A 16,935-nucleotide genomic window follows, 5' to 3' on the forward strand; every position below is an offset into this window, starting at 1 on the left:
AGCGGGCGGTTCAGGCCTGGCCGCCGGGGACATTGCCGCCAGCGGGCGGAGCCGGCGGGGCGGGCGGCATCGGCGGCACGTCGGCCGGCGCCACGGGGCGGCCGCTGGGGGTTTCGGCGCGCGCCATCCAGGCGATCAGCGACGAGCGCATGGCTTCCTCGACCGACATCTGGATCGGTTGCACCCATTCCTGCGGCACGAACACGGTGTAGCCCCCGATCATATAGCCCATCGGCAGGTACACGGCCACCCGGTCCCCCTGGGTGAAGCCTTCCGGCAGGCCTTCCAGGTTGCGGCGCGTCACCAGGCCGACCAGCTCCAACTGCTGGCCCGGCACGCGCAGGATCACCACCTGCTGGGCGGTGGCCTTGGAACTGGGCGAGAAGTAGTCGGCGAAGCTCTTGAGCGACGAATAGATGCTCTTGACCACCGGCAGGTTGGTGAAAGGCATTTCCAGCAACGCCATCACGCGCTTGACGCGTTCCTTGGACACCAGGTAGCCGATCGCCAGGATGCCGAGGATGCCCAGCAGCAGGCCCAGGCCGGGGAAGTAGAAGCCGCCGATGAACGGGCGCAGGAAGGTCAGCGCCACCGCCTCGGTCCAGGCCAGGAAGATGTAGAGCAGGTAGATCGTCAACGCCAGCGGCAGGACGGTGATCAATCCGCGGAAGAAGTACTTGTAGAGACGGGTCATAGAGTCATGGGGCAAAGAAATCGGGGCCAGGTCATCGGGACCGGGGCGGGCGCCGGGCGTGGACAGGGAGGGCCGCAGCATAGCAGCAGGTGGCGCGCCTGCCGGTAACAAGACGCGGGAATTGCTACCGGTCGACGGGCAGGAACAGCGTCTCCTTGATCTCCTCCATCACCACATAGCTGCGGGATTCGGCCGACGCGGGCAGGCGCTTGAGGATTTCGCCAAGAAGGCGGCGGTATTCATTCATTTCGGTCAGGCGGGCCTTGACCAGGTAGTCGAAATCGCCCGACACCAGGTGGCATTCCATGACCTCGGGCACGTACAGCAGTTCTTTCTTGACCTTGTCGAACACGTCGCCCGACTTGGCCGAGAGCTTGATCTCCAGGAACACCAGCAGGTTCTTGCCGAGCGCCGCCGGATTGACGCGCGCATGGTAACCGGAGATCACGCCTTCGCGTTCCATGCGCTTGATCCGGTCGGAGCAGGGCGTGGCCGACAGGCTGACACGCTCGGCCAGTTCGGTGACGGAAATACGGCCTTCGCGCTGCAGGATATCCAGGATTTTCAGGTCGATACGATCAAGGTCGCGCATTTCACTTCGGACGGGTAAAAAAACAGGGTTGGCCGGGAAAAAGCACTGCCTAATGAAAATCTTCAGTGATTTTCACTGTCATGAGGCTCATAGACTACCGAAATTCCTGACCAAATCCAAACTTCGGAAAGAATCATGCACGTCATCGTCCTCGGCAGCGGCGTCATCGGCACCACCACCGCCTATTATCTGGCCCGCCAGGGAGCCAAAGTGACGGTGCTGGACCGCCAGCCCGGCGCCGCCCAGGAGACCAGCTATGCCAACGCCGGCCAGGTGTCGCCGGGGTATTCCACGCCCTGGGCCGCGCCTGGCATCCCGCTCAAGGCCATCAAGTGGCTGTTCAAGAAGCACGCGCCGCTGGCGATCCGCCTGGACGGCAGCCTGTACCAGCTGAAGTGGATGGCGGCGATGCTGGCCAACTGTTCGGCCGAGCGCTACGCGGTCAACAAGGAACGCATGCTGCGCCTGGCCGAGTACAGCCGCGATTGCCTGCGCGAGCTGCGCGCCGACACCGGCATCCATTATGAAGAGCGCGCCCGCGGCACGCTGCAGCTGTTCCGCACCGAGGCGCAGATGGAAGCCGCGCGCCGCGACATCGCGGTGCTGGAAGAGGTCGGCGTGCCCTACGAGCTGCTGGACCGCAACCGCCTGGTCACCGCCGAGCCGGCGCTGGCGCGTTCCCTGCACAAACTGGCCGGCGGCCTGCGCCTGCCGAACGACGAAACCGGCGACTGCCGCCTGTTCACCACCCGCCTGGCCGAAATGGCCGCGGCGCTGGGCGTGGAGTTCCGCTACAACCAGTCCGTCACCGGCCTGAACACCGCCGGCGGCCAGGTGACCGGCGTGCGCGTCGGCAATGAGGTCCTGACGGCCGACCGCTACGTCGCCGCGTTCGGCAGCTATACGCGCGGCTTCCTGGAGCCGCTCGGCCTGGACCTGCCGGTGTACCCGGTCAAGGGCTATTCGCTCACCATCCCCATGAAGGACGAGGCCGCCGCGCCGGTCTCGACCATCCTGGACGAAACCTACAAGATCGCCGTCACCCGCTTCGACGACCGCATCCGCGTCGGCGGCATGGCCGAGCTGTCGGGCTTCGACCTGCGCCTGAAGGACGCGCGCCGCAAGACGCTGGAGCTGGTGGTCAATGACCTGTTCCCGGGCAGTGGCGACGTGGCCCGCGCCGAGTTCTGGACCGGCCTGCGCCCGATGACGCCGGACAGCACGCCCGTGGTCGGCCCGACCCGCTACGGCAACCTGTTCCTGAACACCGGCCACGGGACGCTGGGTTGGACCATGGCCTGCGGCTCCGGCAAGCTGGTGGCCGACCAGGTCCTGGGCCAGCGTCCGCAGATCCGCACCGACGGCCTGGCGCTGTCGCGCTACGACCGCCACGCCCCGGCCGAACGGCCGCTGGTGCTGGGCGGCAAGGGCGCCTGAGTCCGGCCCGATCCCCGCACGCGTTTCCTTCGGCGCCGGCCAAAAGCCGGCGTCTCGACGGCCCGCCCGGCGCACAATGCCGGCCGGGCCGTTGTTCGCTCCGGGCGCGGGCGGATGCTTTTGCGACAGCTTGCGGCCTGCCGATGTTCCTGGCGGCCGCCGCCGGCCTCTACAATCCCCGCATGACCCATTTCCTGCACACCGCCGATTGGCAGATCGGCCGCCAGTACGGCCAGTTCGAAACCGATGACGCCGCCTTGCTGGCCGAGGCCCGCTTCGATGCCGTGGCGCGCATCGCCGCGTTGGCCGCCGAGCGCCAGGTCGACGCGGTGCTGGTGGCCGGCGACGTGTTCGATACGCAGGGGGTGTCCGACCGTACCATCCGCCGCCTGTTCGCGGCGCTGGCCGCCTATGCCGGCCCCTGGGTCATGATCGCCGGCAACCACGACGCGGCGCTGGCCGACAGCGTCTGGAGCCGCGCCGCGCAACTGGGCTGCATTCCGCCCAATGTGCGGGTGCCGCCGCGCCCCGGCGTGGTCGACCTGGCGGCGCAGAACCTCGCGGTGCTGGCCGCGCCGCTGACCCAGCGCCATACCTACGACGACGTCACCCAGGCCTTCGACGCCATGGAGTCCGAACCGGGTCGCATCCGCGTGGGCCTGGCCCATGGCAGCGTGGCCGGGCGCCTGCCGGACACCATCGACGCCACCAATCCCATCGCTCCCGATCGCGCCAGCCGCGCGCGGCTGGACTACCTGGCCTTGGGCGACTGGCACGGCTGCCTGTCCATCGACGAACGCACCTGGTACGCCGGCACGCCCGAACAGGACCGCTTTCGCGGCAACGAACCCGGCTACGTGCTGGACGTGCGCATCGCCGCGCCCGGCGCCACGCCGCAGGTCGAGCGCGTGGCCACCGGCAAGTACCGCTGGTCGGCCTGGACCGAAACGCTGAGCCTGCCGACCGACGCCCAGGCGCTGGCCGAGCGCCTGGCGGCGCTGCGCGCCGAGGACGTGCTGCGGCTGGAGGTGCAGGGCCACGTCAACGTGCCGACCTGGGAGGCGCTGCAACGCGCCGTGGACCAGGCCGCGGCGCAGGCGAGGGCGGTGCTGCCGGACTTTTCCGGCCTGCTGCTCGAACCCGATGACGCCGACCTGGCGCAACTGGGAGCCAGCGGCTACGTCGGCGAAGTGGCGACGCAATTGCAGGCCATGCAGGCCGATCCCGAGCAGGCGGCGGTGGCCGGCGAGGCCTTGCGGCTGCTGCTGCGCTTCCAACGCGAAGGCGCCGCCGCGGGAGGCGCGCAATGAAGCTCACGCGCATCGCCCTGGAAGAATTCCGCAAGTTCCGCCAGCCCCTGGTGCTGGATGGCCTGCAGGATGGCCTGAACCTGTTCGTGGGTCCCAACGAGGCCGGCAAGAGCACCGTGGCCGCGGCCATCCGCGCCGCGTTCCTGGAACGCTACAGCACCCGCACCGTGTCCGACCTGGCGCCGCGCGGCGAGAGCGGCGCCCGTCCCGGCGTCGAGCTGGCGTTCAGCCATGGCGGCCATGATTACCAACTGAAGAAGTATTTCCTGTCGCGCGCCCGCTGCGAGCTGCTGATCGACAACGGCGCGCAACGGCTGGAGGGCGAGGAAGCCGAGAACACGCTGGCCGCATTGCTGGGCTTCGAACTGGCCGCGCGCGGCCAGAGCAAGCCCGACCTGGCCGGCGTGCCGGGCCTGCTGTGGATCCAGCAGGGCGACGGCCAGAACCTGCAAACCGCGGCCGGCCATGCCGGCGGCCATTTGCGCGAGGCCCTGACGCAGTTGTCCGGCGAGCTGGCCTCCGGCGACGGCGACCGGCTCTATGAACGCGTGGCCGCCGAGCGCGCCAGCTTGCTGGATGCGCGCAACGGCCGCCCCAAGGGCGTCTACAAGGACGCCGAGGACGCGCTCGCCGCCGCCCAGGCCGAGCGCGACCAATGCGCCCAGGCCAAGGCCCAGCTCGACGCCGACGTCGACCGGCTGGCGGCGCTGCGCGCCGAGCATGCGCGCGCCGAGGCCGGCCAACCCTGGAAGGATCTCGAGGCGCGCGCGGCCGAGGCGCGCGCCCGGCTCGCGGCCGTGGCCAAGGAACGCGAAGCCTTCGAAGGGCTGCAGCGCGAGCAGCGCCAGGCCGCGCAGACCCTCGCGGTGCTGCAGGAGCAGGTGCGCCGCGACCAGCAGGACGAAACCGAGCTGCAGGCCCTGGTGGCGCAGGCGCAGGCCGCCCGCGCCGCCGTCCAGGAGGCGCAGGAGCCGCTGGCCCGCGCCCGGCGGCTCCGGGATACGCACGTTGCCGCCGCCGAGCAGGCGCGCCAGCGGGTCGCGGCGGTGCAGGCGGTGGCCGACCGGCGCGATCTGCAGCAGCAACTCGACCAGTTGGCGCGCGATATCGAACGCCTGGACGGCGCGCTGGAAGAAGCCACCCGCCTGATCGAGCAGGGCTCGACGTTGAAGGCCGAAGCGGTGCGCATCGAAATCGCCGACGCCGATATCCAGGCCCTGCGCAAGAGCGAGCGCGCGCTGGGCGATCTGCAACTGCGCCAGCAGGCCATTGCCACGCGCCTGTCTTATGCGTTCGACGCGGGCCGCGAGGCCCGGCTGGACGGCGCCGCGCTGGCCGGCAACGGCGAGTTGCTGCTGACCGCCGCGGCCGAACTGGAATTGCCCGGCCTGGGGCGTTTGCGCATCGAACCGGGCGGCCAGGACCTGCCGGCGCTCAAGCGCGAACTGGCGCAGATGCAGGCCGCCAGCGCCGCCTTGTTGTCGCGCCTGGGCGTGGCCCACGCGGCCGAGGCCGAGGAACGCCACGCGCGCGGCATCGCCTTGCAGCGCGAGCTGGACGCCATGCGCAAGACGCTGGCGATCCACGCGCCCAAGGGCGTGGACGCGCTGCGCGGCCAGCGCAACGAAGCGCAGGCGCGGCGCGCGCAACTGGCCGAACGGCTGGCACTGCTGCCCCCGGCGGCAGAGGCCGACGACGTCGATCCGCCGGCCGCGCGCCAGGCGTTGCGCGATGCCGAAGCCAGCGCCGCGCAAGCCGAGCAGGCCCTGGCGGCGGTCCAGCGCGCCCTGGATGCCGACGGCGCCCGCGCCCAACTGCTCGAAACCCAGGCCGCCGCGCGCGGCGCCGACCTGCAATCGCCCGAACGCGCGGCGCAGCGCCAGGATCGTGCCGGCCGCCTGGCCGAGGCCCGCAACGGCCACGACCTGCTCGAACAACGCCTGCATCAGGCGCAGGCCGCGCTGGAAGCGCTGCGCCCCGAATTGCTGGAGCAGGACGCGCAACGCTACGAGAAATCCGCCGCCATCGAACGCGACGCCCAGCACAGGCGCCACAGCGAGATCCAGCAACTGCTGGGCAAGCTGGAGCAGGCCGGCGCGCAAGGCCTGGGCGAACGATTGTCCGAAGCCGAGGCCGCCTGCGAACGCCTGCAGCGCCGCCGCGATGAGTTCCAGCGCCGCGCGCAGGCGCTTGAGCTGTTGTCCACCTTGCTGGCCGGCAAACGCGACGCCGCCACCCAGCGCCTGCAGGCGCCGCTGGCCCGCCGTCTGAGCCACTACCTGGCGCTGCTGTTCCCCGAATCGGCGCTGCGCCTGGACGAAGCGCTGTTGCCTGCCGCCCTGCAGCGTGCCGGCGGCGAGGACCCGCTGGACGCGCTCAGCTTCGGCACGCGCGAGCAATTGGGCATCCTGGCGCGCTTTGCCTACGCCGACCTGCTGCGCGAGGCGGGGCGTCCCACGCTGCTGTTGCTGGACGACGCCCTTGTGCACACCGACGACGGCCGCCGCGACCTGATGAAGCGCGCGCTGTTCGATGCCGCCACGCGCCACCAGATCCTGATGTTCACCTGCCATGGCGAGGCCTGGCGCGACCTGGGCGTCGAGCAGCGTCGCATCGGCGCTTGACGCCTGGGCGCCGCGCCGGTAGGCTACGCGGGTTCATCACCGAACCCGACGCGTTTCACATGCCCGACTTCACGCCTTCCGCCGAATCCGCGTTCGCTGCCCGCGCAGCCGGCGCCGGCCTGCGCGCAAGCCTGCGGCATGGCGTGTCCTCTCCCGTGGTTTCTCCTGTCGTCTCGACGGTCGTATCGCCGCCGGCTGCTCCGCCGCCGCCGTGCGATGTCGTCGCCGGCGTCGTGGGCGCCTATCCGCCCGTGGCCGCCGTCGTCGGCTGACCGCCGCACACCTCCCGCTCCCGCTTTATCGCCTGGATCCGCCGCGCTGATGCGCCGACGCGTTTGCGTCCGCCCGCCGCGCGTCCATGCCTGATTCGTTCCGCGCTTCGCAAGACGCGCGCACGCCGCGGGAGCCTGTTCCATATTCGACAGGTAGAAATTCTCATGTCTTCAAATCGCAATGCGTGGGCCGCCTACGGCTCCACCTCCTTGTTCGTGCTGCTGTGGAGCGGCGGCGCGATCTTCGCCAAATGGGGCCTGGCGCATGCCTCGGCCTTCGGCTTCCTGCTGCTGCGCTTCATTCTGGCCCTGGCGGTGTTGCTGCTGATCTGCGCGGGGCGGCGGCGCTGGCTGCCCGCGCCGGGCACGCGCGGTATCGTCGCGCTGACCGGGCTGCTGCTCATCGGCAGCTATTCCATCTGCTATCTGCTGGCGCTGGACCATGGCATCACGCCGGGCGTGCTGGCCACGCTGCTGGGGGCGCAACCCATCCTGACCCTGGCCCTGCTGGAGCGCCGCTTTCCGCCCATGCGGCTGGCGGGCCTGCTGCTGGCCCTGTGCGGGTTGGCGATGGTGATGTTCCAGAGCATCGGCATGGCGCGTTTCTCGGTGGCCGGCATGGCCTTCGCGTTCGCGGCGCTGGCCAGCATGACGGTCGGCGCCATCCTGCAAAAGCGCGTGCGCCAGGCGCCGATGGACGTGATGCCGCTGCAGTACGTGGTGAGCCTGGCGCTGTGCCTGCTGTTCGCGCCGTTCCAGCCGCTGCATGCGGATTGGAGCGTGGGCTTCATCCTGCCGCTGTTGTGGATGGGCCTGGTGATCTCGGTCGGCGCGACGCTGTTGTTCTACCGCATGATCCAGTCCGGCAACCTGGTCAACGTCACCAGCCTGTTCTACCTGGTGCCGGCGGGCACCGCGGCGCTGGATTACCTGGTGCTCGGCAACCGGCTGTCGCTGCTGAGCCTGGGCGGCATGGCGGGAATCCTGCTGGGTTTGATGCTGGTGCTGCGGGCGCCGGCCGCGCAGCCTGGGAGCTAATATCCCCCGCGCTACGCGTGCGCGGTTTCTTCCTGGCCGGCCCAGTGGCCGCTGACCAGTTGCGCCGGGCGCTCGCGCGCCTGGACCCGGGCGCAGACCGCCCAGGCGTCCAGGCGCACATTCAGGCCGGCATAGACGCCATGGCCGTCGCCCGCTTGGATGCAGCCATCGGCATGCACGCCTTCGCCGGCGCGGATCGAGCCGTCGGCGCGGATGTCTTCGCCTGCGATCAGGCCCCAGCCCGCGGCCAGGTGGCCGCCGCAGGCAATGGTGGCACCCGCCTGGATGCCGCAGGCGGCATCGATGTCCTTGGCGGCCTGGACGCCGCCGCCGGCCTTGATTCCCTGGCCGCATTTGAGGGCGCCTTGCACCTGCACGTCCTGCCCGGCCCGCAGGTGGCCGGTCACGGCCAGGTCCTGGCCGGCGCAGATGTCCCATTTGGCGCGCACGTTGCCGCGGCAGTCCAGCAGGGTGGCGACCTCGATGCCCCATTCGGCGGAAACGTCGCCGCCCGCGCGCAGGTCGCCGGCGCTGGCGATGTTGGCGCCGGCGGTGATGTTCTCGCCCGCAACGATGGATTCCCCGGCGCGAATGCCGCCGCCGGTGATGATGCTGCGGCCGGCGCGCACCACGCTGTCGACGTTGATGCCCATGCGCACCTCCAGCGTGCCGGCAAAGACGATGGCCTGCGCGTCGAGCGTGTCCAGCTTCAGCACTGCGTCGGTCGGCCCGAACTGGTCCAGCAGCCAGCAGGCGTCGCCCACGCGCCCGTCGGCCACCAGGGCATCGAGGACGGCCTGGTAGTCCCCCTGTCCGTTGTGGTCCCGCAGGAACCATTTGTAGCCTCCCGCGCAGGGATTCTTGGCTTTGACGAATTTCTTGGTGAGTTGCATGGCTCGGTGGCGATCAAGGCGTGGCGCCGCCCGCCGGACGGAGCCGGCGCGCGGACGAAACATGTGGCGAGAACCGCCCGGCCATTCGGCGAGGCGGTTGCGGCGGCCGGCCTGGAGCCTGGCGGTGCGCACGGCATGGGGACGTGCGGACGTGCTGGCGGCCGGCGGCGGCCGGTACGGACGAGACGGAAGGGAGGGGAAGCGGGCGCTTAGCCGGGCTTGGAGCGCGCGTAGGCGGAACGCGCGGCGACTTCCTGCGAGCTCAACAGGGTCGAGCGCAGGGCGCAAAGGACGCAGGCGGCGTCGGAGAGGCGGGAAAAATCGGTTCGCACGGGCGAAATGGTAGCAGAGCCCGCGCCCGCCATCCGCCGATGTGTCGCGGGCGCCTCGTCCGAATGGTCCGAATCCGCTGATCCGGCCCCCACGCTGCCAGCCTGCGGCGCGGGGGGAGCGGCGGACAGGGAGCCTGCCCGCCGGCTACGCGGCAATGCCTTGCGGCAAGCCTCAGTTGTTCGACTGGATGTTGCGTTCCTTGGCGATGCGTTGGCGCAGCTCCAGTTCACGCTTGATCTGGGCGGCGTATTCGGCCGGCGTGTTGCCGTCGACCAGCGAGCCGCCGTCGGCCAGGCGTTGCGCGATCTTGGGATCCTTCAGCGCCTTGACGGTGGCATCGTGGATGCGGTCGATCACCGCCTGGGGCGTGCCGGCGGGCGCGACCAGGCCGTACCAGGCCATATTGTCCATTTCCGGCAGGCCGCCTTCGGCGAAGGTCGGCACGTCCGGCAGGGCGGGCAGGCGCTTGGGCGCGGCAATGGCCAGGGCGCGGAGCTTGCCGGCCTGGATGTGAGGCATGGACGAGGGCAGGTTGTCGAACTGGGCGTTGACCTGGCCGGCGATCACGTCGTTCAGGGCCGGGCCTGAACCGCGATAGGGTACGTGCACCATGTCGGTCTGGGTCAGCGACTTGAACAGTTCGCCGTCCAGGTGGCCGATGCCGCCGGCGCCCGACGAGGCGTAGCTGTACTTGCCGGGGTTGGCCTTGAGCAGGGCGACGAACTCCGCCACCGACTTGGCCGGCACCGCGGGATTGACGGTCAGCACGTTGGGCACATTCACCATATTGGTGATGGGCGCGAAGTCCTTGAGCGGGTTGTAGGGGGTCTTGGGATTGGTGGCGGGGTTGGTGGCCATGGTGCTGACGGTGGCCACGCCCAGGGTGTAGCCGTCCGGGGTGGAGCGCGCCAGCGCGTCGGCGCCGATCGAGCCGCCGCCGCCGCCGCGGTTTTCCACCACCACGGCCTGGCCGAGTTCTCGGCCCAGGCCTTCGGCCACCACACGGGCGACGATGTCGGTGGTGCCCCCGGCCGCGAACGGCACGATCAGGCGGATGGGTTTGTTCGGGTAGGCGTCAGCGGCTTGCGCGGCGCCGCTGAGACAGAGGCCGGCGAGGGCGGTGGCCAGGGCGGCCTTGGCTTGGGACAGCACGGTCAAGAGTCTTCTCCATATTATTGAATCCGAGCCGGCCGGCTTCGATGGCCGGCGTCGGTGAAGCGCGCCGGGCGCGGATGCGGGCCTGGCCGACGCTTCGTGGGCGCCATTCCACACAGTTACACCACCCCGGTCAATCGGGATTCCCCCTGCATCGCATGGGGGTATTTGATGCCGCGCAGAAAAGGCCCTGATCGGCGAAGTTGTGGCTAAAAAACGTATGCTGACAATAACTTGAACGAAAACGGGGGCATCATGGATGCGTAATGAATGCGCATCGAACATGTCGTCATCCCCTCGGTACGTGCATAAATCTCTGCATAACTTACAAGAATCTGATATTTTTCGGATGAGATTCTTGGCCGGTCTTGCAATAAAGCTATTGCGTTTGTTTCTGTCTGCGCCGTTCAATGGGGCGTTGGTCGAAGTCCCCGCGGGGCAACGTGTAGTGCAGCGACGCACCGGGCCAGGGTTCCGTCCGTTTTTCAATCCCCGGTTCGTTTCGTCTCTCGCTGCCGCGCTGGCGGGAGGGGGCCCGGACATTCTCGGAACGCCATGTCGCTGATACTGATCCTCGCTCTGCCGTTTGCCGGCAGCCTGTGCGCCGCGCTGCTGCCTTCCAACGCCCGCAACGCCGAGGCCTGGTTGGCGGGCATCATCGCGCTGGTGTGCGTGGTTCTGGTCGCCAGCCTGTATCCGCAGGTGGCCGATGGCGGCGTGATCCGCGCCGACATGCCCTGGGCGCCCGCGCTGGGGCTGCAATTCACCCTGCGCATGGACGGCTACGCCTGGCTGTTCGCCCTGATCGTCTCGGGCATGGGCGCGCTGGTGGTGCTGTACGCGCGCTATTACATGTCGCCGGAAGACCCGGTGCCGCGCTTTTTCTCGTTCTTCCAGGCTTTCATGGCCGCCATGCTCGGCGTGGTGCTGTCGGGCAACCTGATCCAGCTGGTCATGTTCTGGGAAATGACCAGCCTGGCCTCGTTCATGCTGATCGCCTATTGGCATCACCGCCTCGATGCCCGCCGCGGCGCGCGCATGGCGCTGACGGTGACCGGCGCCGGCGGGCTGTGCCTGCTGGCCGGGGTGCTGATCCTGGGGCACATCGTCGGCAGCTACGACATGGACCGGGTGCTGGCCGCCGGCGACCTGGTGCGCGCCGACCCCTGGTATCCCGCCGTGCTGGTGCTGGTGGCGCTGGGGGCGCTGACCAAGAGCGCGCAGTTTCCGTTCCACTTCTGGCTGCCCAATGCCATGGCCGCGCCCACGCCGGTGTCGGCCTACCTGCACTCGGCCACCATGGTGAAGGCCGGCGTGTTCCTGCTGGCGCGCTTCTGGCCGGTGCTGGCGGGCACCGACGAATGGTTCTGGATCATCGGCGGCGCCGGCCTGATCACCCTGGTGCTGGGCGGCTATGCCGCCATCTTCCAGCAGGACATGAAAGGCGTGCTGGCGTACTCGACCATCAGCCACCTGGGCCTGATCACCTTGCTGCTGGGGCTGAACAGCTCGCTGGCGCTGGTGGCGGCGGTGTTCCACATGGTCAACCACGCCACCTTCAAGGCCTCGCTGTTCATGGCGGCGGGCATCGTCGACCACGAAACCGGCACGCGCGACCTGAGCCGCCTGTCGGGGCTGTACAAGGCCATGCCGATCACGGCCACGCTGGCCATGGTGGCCGCCGCCTCGATGGCGGGCGTGCCGCTGCTCAACGGCTTCATCTCCAAGGAAATGTTCTTCGCCGAGACCACCTTCGTCAGCGGCGACTGGATAACGCGCACCGGCCTGCCGCTGGCGGCCACGGTGGCGGGGGCTTTCAGCGTGGCCTATTCGCTGCGCTTCATCCTGCAGGTGTTCTTCGGCCCGCCAGCCACCGACCTGCCGCGCGCCCCGCACGAGCCGCCCGGCTGGATGCTGGTGCCCAGCGGCCTGCTGGTGCTGATGTGCCTGGTGGTGGGCATCCTGCCGGGCGTGACCCTGGGCCCGTTCCTGGCCACGGCGGCGCGCAGCATCCTGGGCGCCGACATGCCCGAATACAGCCTGGCCGTGTGGCACGGCGTCAACCTGCCGCTGGTGATGAGCTTCGTGGCCATGACCGCGGGCGTGATCCTGTACCTGGCGCTGCGCGCGCACCAGCGCGCCAATCCGGGCCGGGTGCCGTTCATCTACCGCCTGGATGGCCGCCGCTCGTTCGAGGCGCTGCTGGACGGTTCCAGCGTCGCGGCCGCCTGGTTGCTGCGCTGGCTGGCTTCGTCGCGCCTGCAGGTGCAGATGGTGCTGATCGTGCTAGGCACGCTGTTCGTGGCCTGGCTGCCGCTGCGCGCGGGCGGCTGGCTGGACGGCACCGGCCGCGCGGCCCCGGTGGACCCCGCGTTCGCCCTGTTGTGGCTGGTGGGCTGCGTGTGCGCCGTGGCGGCCGCCTACCAGGCCAAGTACCACCGCCTGGCGTCGCTGGCGCTGGCCGGCGGCGCGGGCCTGGTGACCTGTCTCACGTTCCTCTGGTTCTCGGCGCCCGACCTGGCGCTGACGCAACTGTCGGTCGAAGTGGTGACCGTGGTGCTGTTGCTGCTGGGCCTGCGCTGGCTGCCGCGCCGCATCGCGCAGGACGAGGACGAAGGCCTGGGCGCGACGCTGCGGGCTCGTGGCCGCCGCCTGCGCGACCTGCTGCTGGCCACCGCCGCCGGCACCGGCATGGCGGCGCTGGCCTATGCCGTGCTGGTGCGGCCGCAGGGCGAGACCATCTCCTCGTATTTCGTCGACCGCGCGCTGCCCGATGGCGGCGGCACCAACGTGGTCAACGTGATCCTGGTGGACTTCCGCGGCTTCGATACCTTTGGCGAGATCACCGTGCTGGGCATCGTGGCGCTGACGGTCTATGCGCTGCTGCGCCGCTTCCGCCCGGCGCCCGAGAGCGCCGACCTGCCGCGCCAGCAGATCGACCAGGACGGCCCGGTGCCGGCCGCGCCCGACATCAAGTCGGTGGTGCCGACCGGCCCGATGATGGTGCCCACGGTGCTGGTGCGCCTGCTGCTGCCGACCGCGGCGCTGATCTCGGTGTATTTCCTGCTGCGCGGCCACAACCAGCCGGGCGGCGGCTTCGTCGGCGGCCTGATCTTCGCCACCGCCGTGATCCTGCAATACATGGTGGGCGGGGTCTACTGGGTCGAGTCGCGCAGCCGCCTGAACCCGCAGAACTGGATCGGCATCGGCCTGCTGTTCGCCGGAACGGCGGCGGTGGCCGCCTGGCTGGCCTACAAGCCGTTCCTGGCCGCGCTGGCCTGGGACATCGCCTTGCCGCTGGTGGGCCACGTGCACCTGTCCAGCGTGTTGCTGTTCGACCTGGGCGTCTACATGCTGGTGGTCGGATCCACCGTGCTGGTGCTGGTGGCGCTGGCTCACCAATCGCTGCGCGCGCAACGCAAGGCAGCCGCCGAAAGCCAGGCGGCCGCCGCACAAACGGGGGAAGCCTGATGGAATTGATTTACGCCGTCGCGATCGGCGTCCTGGCGGGCTCGGGGGTCTGGCTGCTGCTGCGGCCGCGCACCTTCCAGTTCATCATGGGCCTGTCGCTGGTCTCCTACGCGGTCAACCTGTTCATCTTCGGCATGGGCCGCCTGACCTCGGGCCGTCCGCCGGTGGTGGACCCGGCCATGGCCCATGATCCTTCCTGGTATGCCGATCCGCTGCCCCAGGCGCTGGTGCTGACGGCCATCGTGATCGGCTTTGCCACCACCGCGCTGTTCCTGGTGGTGCTGCTGGCTTCGCGCGGCTTGACGGGCACCGACCACGTCGATGGACGGGAGTCCCAATCTTGAGTTTCTGGCTGCAACACCTTCCCATCCTGCCCATCATCACGCCGCTGCTGGCCGGCGCCGTGATGCTGTTGCTGGCCGACACCAGCCGCTACGCGCGCGGCGCCATCGCCATGGTGTCGACGCTGGCGCAACTGGCCGCCGCCATTGCGTTGCTGGCGGTCGCCGGCGGCGTCGTGCCGGGCGTCTGGCCGGACGGCGTCGGCGTCTACCTGGTGGGCGACTGGCCCGCGCCGTTCGGCATCGTGCTGGTGGTGGACCGCCTGGCCGCGGTCATGCTGACCCTGACCGCGGTGCTGGGCCTGGCCACGCTGACCTACGCGCTGGCGCGCTGGGACCGCGCCGGGGTGCACTTCCATTCGCTGTTCCAGTTCCTGCTGATGGGCCTGAACGGCGCCTTCCTGACGGGCGACCTGTTCAACCTGTTCGTGTTCTTCGAAGTGCTGCTGGCCGCATCCTATGGGCTGCTGCTGCACGGCTCGGGCGTGGCGCGCGTCAGTGCCGGCCTGCAGTACATCGCCGTCAACCTGGTGGCCTCGTTCCTGCTGCTGATCAGCATCGCGCTGATCTATGGCGTGAGCGGCACGCTCAACATGGCCGACCTGGCGCTGCGCGCCGGCAACCTGACCGGTTCGGACCGCATGCTGTTCGAGGCTGGCGCCGCCATCCTCGGCGTGGCCTTCCTGGTGAAGGCGGGGGCGTGGCCGCTGAACTTCTGGCTGGTCAAGGGCTACGGCTCGGCCGGCGCGCCGATCGCGGCCATGTTCTCGATCATGACCAAGGTCGGCATCTACGCGCTGCTGCGCATCGGTTCGCTGCTGCTGCCCAGCGGCGCGCCGGCCGCGTTCAGCCTGGACTGGATGTTCGCGGCCGGCCTGGCCACGCTGCTGTTCGGCGGCCTGGGCCTGCTGGCCACGCAGCAGCTCGAGAAGATGGTGGGGTATTGCGTCATCGTCTCGGCCGGCACGCTGCTGACGGCGCTGGGCATGCCGGGGGTGACGCTGACCGGCCCGGCGCTGTTCTACCTGATCAGCTCGGTGCTGACCACGGGCGCTTTCTTCCTGCTGGCCGAGCTGATCGAGCGCACCCGCAGCTTCGGCGCCAACGTGCTGGCGGTGACGCTGGACGCCTTCGACCTGGACGACCCGACGTCGGTGAATCGTTCCGACGACGTGGTCGGCGTCGCCATCCCGGCAGCCATGGCTTTCCTGGGGCTGGCATTCATCTGTTGCGCCTTGCTGGTGACCGGGCTGCCGCCGCTGTCGGGTTTCGTGGCCAAGTTCTCGCTGCTGTCGGCGGCGGTTTCCGCCGCCAATGAATCGGCGCCGCCGATGGACGCGTGGATCCTGGTGGCGGCGGTGCTGGTGTCCGGCCTGGCGGGCCTGATCGGCCTGGGCCGCACCGGCATCCGCGTGTTCTGGGCCAGCGACGACCGCAGCACGCCGCGCCTGCGGGTGATCGAAGCCGGGCCGGTGGCCGTCCTGCTGCTGCTGTGCGTGGGCCTGGCGGCGGGCGCGGGCCCGGTGTCGGCCTACCTGGACGACGCCGCGCGTTCGCTGGACCAGCCCAAGAGCTACATCGATGCCGTCATGTCCGCGCAGACGGTGCGCGCCGCGCAAGGAGGCAGCTGATGCGCCGTCTGTATTTCCTTTTCCTGCCGGTGTTCCTGTTCGTCCTGTGGCTGGTGCTGAACGAAAGCCTCTCGGCCGGCCAGATCGCGCTGGGCGTGGCGCTGGCCCTGTGGTTCACCTGGGCCGCGTCGCGCCTGCGTCCGCTGCACGCCAAGCCGCGGCGACTGTGGAAGGCGATTCCGCTGTTCCTGCACGTGACCGCGGACATCATCAAGTCCAACGTCGCGGTCGCCAAGCTCATCCTGAACCCGCGGCCCAACGATTTTTCGCCCGGGTTCATCAAGATCCCCCTGACCATGCGCGACCCGCACGGCCTGGCCATGCTGGCCTGCATCGTCACCTACACGCCCGGCACCGTCTGGGTCGAACTGACCGACGACCACCGTCTCAAGCTGCACGTGCTCGACCTGCAGAACGAGGAAGACTGGGTGCGCCTGGTGCAGGACCGCTATGAGCGCCCCTTGATGGAGATATTCGAATGAACGCCATACTGTATTGGGCGGCGTCCTTTGCCCTGGTGTGCTTTGCGCTGGGCATGGTGTTCGCCACCATCCGCCTGTTGCGCGGCCCCACCGCGCAGGACCGCGTGCTGGCGCTGGACACGCTCTACATCAACGGCATGCTGACCATGCTGGTGTTCGGCATCCGTTCGGGCACGCCGGTCTACTTCGACATCGCGCTGCTGATCGCGCTGTTCGGCTTCGTGGGGTCCACGGCCATGGCGCGCTTCCTGTTGCGCGGCGAGGTGATCGAGCCATGATCGAAACCCTTCCCCTGTGGGCCAGCATTCCGGCCAGCATCCTGCTGGTGCTGGGCGGCCTGCTGGCGCTGACCGGCTCGGCCGGCCTGCTGCGCTTTCGCACTTTCTACGCCCGCATCCATGCGCCGACGCTGGGCAACACCATGGGCTGCGGCTGCGTGCTGGCCGCGTCGATCCTGGTGTTTTCGGCGCTGTCGTCGCGGCCGGTGTTTCATGAAGTGATCATTACACTGCTGCTGATCGTCTCGTCGCCGGTGACGGCGATGCTGCTGATGCGCGCGGCGGTATACCGTAACCGTTTGACCAAGGCCGACGCCGATCTGGACGCGCGCTAGGCGGGCGGGGGCGGAGCAGGGCACGCAAAGGGACGGAACGGAAAAATCC

The 16,935-nt window shown here is 69.4% G+C and carries 15 protein-coding genes; 11 read left to right on the plus strand and 4 right to left on the minus strand.

What is annotated here, in order from left to right:
• Positions 1-10: 10 nt before the first annotated feature.
• Both ACVN9Z_RS19875 and ACVN9Z_RS19880 read right to left on the minus strand, forming a co-directional pair.
• Positions 11-694, minus strand: coding sequence for a DUF502 domain-containing protein (locus ACVN9Z_RS19875; RefSeq protein WP_173010966.1), 684 nt, complete (start codon positions 692-694; stop codon positions 11-13).
• Positions 695-818: 124 nt separating this feature from the next.
• On the minus strand, positions 819-1,286 hold the full coding sequence (locus ACVN9Z_RS19880; protein ID WP_006385298.1) for a winged helix-turn-helix transcriptional regulator: 468 nt from the start codon (positions 1,284-1,286) through the stop codon (positions 819-821).
• A 135-nt stretch (positions 1,287-1,421) separates the two neighbouring features.
• Between ACVN9Z_RS19880 and ACVN9Z_RS19885 the strand changes: the two genes are divergently transcribed.
• The 5 genes from ACVN9Z_RS19885 (at position 1,422) to ACVN9Z_RS19905 (ending at position 7,967) form a co-directional block, all read left to right on the plus strand.
• Positions 1,422-2,723 carry a D-amino acid dehydrogenase gene (locus ACVN9Z_RS19885; RefSeq protein WP_006385299.1) on the plus strand — a complete coding sequence of 434 codons (1,302 nt, stop codon included), beginning with the start codon at positions 1,422-1,424 and terminating at the stop codon, positions 2,721-2,723.
• A 182-nt stretch (positions 2,724-2,905) separates the two neighbouring features.
• Entirely contained in the window at positions 2,906-4,033 is a 1,128-nt protein-coding gene (locus tag ACVN9Z_RS19890; protein WP_238919624.1) for a metallophosphoesterase family protein, read from the plus strand.
• Positions 4,030-6,657, plus strand: a complete 2,628-nt coding sequence (locus tag ACVN9Z_RS19895) for an AAA family ATPase (RefSeq protein WP_053498486.1) — start codon at positions 4,030-4,032, stop codon at positions 6,655-6,657. Before ACVN9Z_RS19890 ends, ACVN9Z_RS19895 begins: the two co-directional genes overlap by 4 nt.
• 59 nt (positions 6,658-6,716) lie before the next feature.
• On the plus strand, positions 6,717-6,929 hold the full coding sequence (locus ACVN9Z_RS19900; protein WP_024068709.1) for a hypothetical protein: 213 nt from the start codon (positions 6,717-6,719) through the stop codon (positions 6,927-6,929).
• A 165-nt stretch (positions 6,930-7,094) separates the two neighbouring features.
• On the plus strand, positions 7,095-7,967 hold the full coding sequence (locus ACVN9Z_RS19905) for a DMT family transporter (RefSeq protein WP_006388129.1): 873 nt from the start codon (positions 7,095-7,097) through the stop codon (positions 7,965-7,967).
• Between the two features lie 11 nt (positions 7,968-7,978).
• Here the strand turns inward: ACVN9Z_RS19905 and ACVN9Z_RS19910 are convergent, their stop codons facing one another.
• Together ACVN9Z_RS19910 and ACVN9Z_RS19915 are read right to left on the minus strand one after the other, a co-directional pair.
• The gene (locus ACVN9Z_RS19910; RefSeq protein WP_026383573.1) at positions 7,979-8,860 is read right to left on the minus strand and encodes a hypothetical protein; all 882 of its coding nucleotides are present in this window, start codon (positions 8,858-8,860) and stop codon (positions 7,979-7,981) included.
• Between the two features lie 504 nt (positions 8,861-9,364).
• On the minus strand, positions 9,365-10,351 hold the full coding sequence (locus tag ACVN9Z_RS19915) for a Bug family tripartite tricarboxylate transporter substrate binding protein (RefSeq protein ID WP_054482262.1): 987 nt from the start codon (positions 10,349-10,351) through the stop codon (positions 9,365-9,367).
• A gap of 552 nt (positions 10,352-10,903) precedes the next feature.
• Here ACVN9Z_RS19915 and ACVN9Z_RS19920 point away from each other — a divergent pair.
• Genes ACVN9Z_RS19920 through mnhG form a run of 6 tightly spaced genes read left to right on the plus strand, consistent with a single transcriptional unit; the run spans position 10,904 to position 16,886 of the window.
• Positions 10,904-13,819, plus strand: a complete 2,916-nt coding sequence (locus ACVN9Z_RS19920) for a monovalent cation/H+ antiporter subunit A (RefSeq protein ID WP_458212549.1) — start codon at positions 10,904-10,906, stop codon at positions 13,817-13,819.
• Positions 13,819-14,163, plus strand: coding sequence for a Na+/H+ antiporter subunit C (locus ACVN9Z_RS19925; protein WP_006227452.1), 345 nt, complete (start codon positions 13,819-13,821; stop codon positions 14,161-14,163). The genes ACVN9Z_RS19920 and ACVN9Z_RS19925 overlap by 1 nt, the downstream gene beginning before the upstream one ends.
• Positions 14,160-15,791 carry a monovalent cation/H+ antiporter subunit D gene (locus ACVN9Z_RS19930; protein ID WP_006388134.1) on the plus strand — a complete coding sequence of 544 codons (1,632 nt, stop codon included), beginning with the start codon at positions 14,160-14,162 and terminating at the stop codon, positions 15,789-15,791. The genes ACVN9Z_RS19925 and ACVN9Z_RS19930 overlap by 4 nt, the downstream gene beginning before the upstream one ends.
• On the plus strand, positions 15,791-16,273 hold the full coding sequence (locus ACVN9Z_RS19935) for a Na+/H+ antiporter subunit E (RefSeq protein WP_006388135.1): 483 nt from the start codon (positions 15,791-15,793) through the stop codon (positions 16,271-16,273). The genes ACVN9Z_RS19930 and ACVN9Z_RS19935 overlap by 1 nt, the downstream gene beginning before the upstream one ends.
• Positions 16,270-16,551 (plus strand): K+/H+ antiporter subunit F, encoded by a 282-nt coding sequence (locus ACVN9Z_RS19940; protein WP_006388136.1) that lies wholly within the window; start codon positions 16,270-16,272, stop codon positions 16,549-16,551. The genes ACVN9Z_RS19935 and ACVN9Z_RS19940 overlap by 4 nt, the downstream gene beginning before the upstream one ends.
• Positions 16,548-16,886, plus strand: a complete 339-nt coding sequence (gene mnhG / locus ACVN9Z_RS19945) for a monovalent cation/H(+) antiporter subunit G (RefSeq protein ID WP_006388137.1) — start codon at positions 16,548-16,550, stop codon at positions 16,884-16,886. Before ACVN9Z_RS19940 ends, mnhG begins: the two co-directional genes overlap by 4 nt.
• The last annotated feature ends 49 nt before the right edge of the window (positions 16,887-16,935 follow it).

This window comes from Achromobacter sp. KK8 (assembly GCF_054188005.1).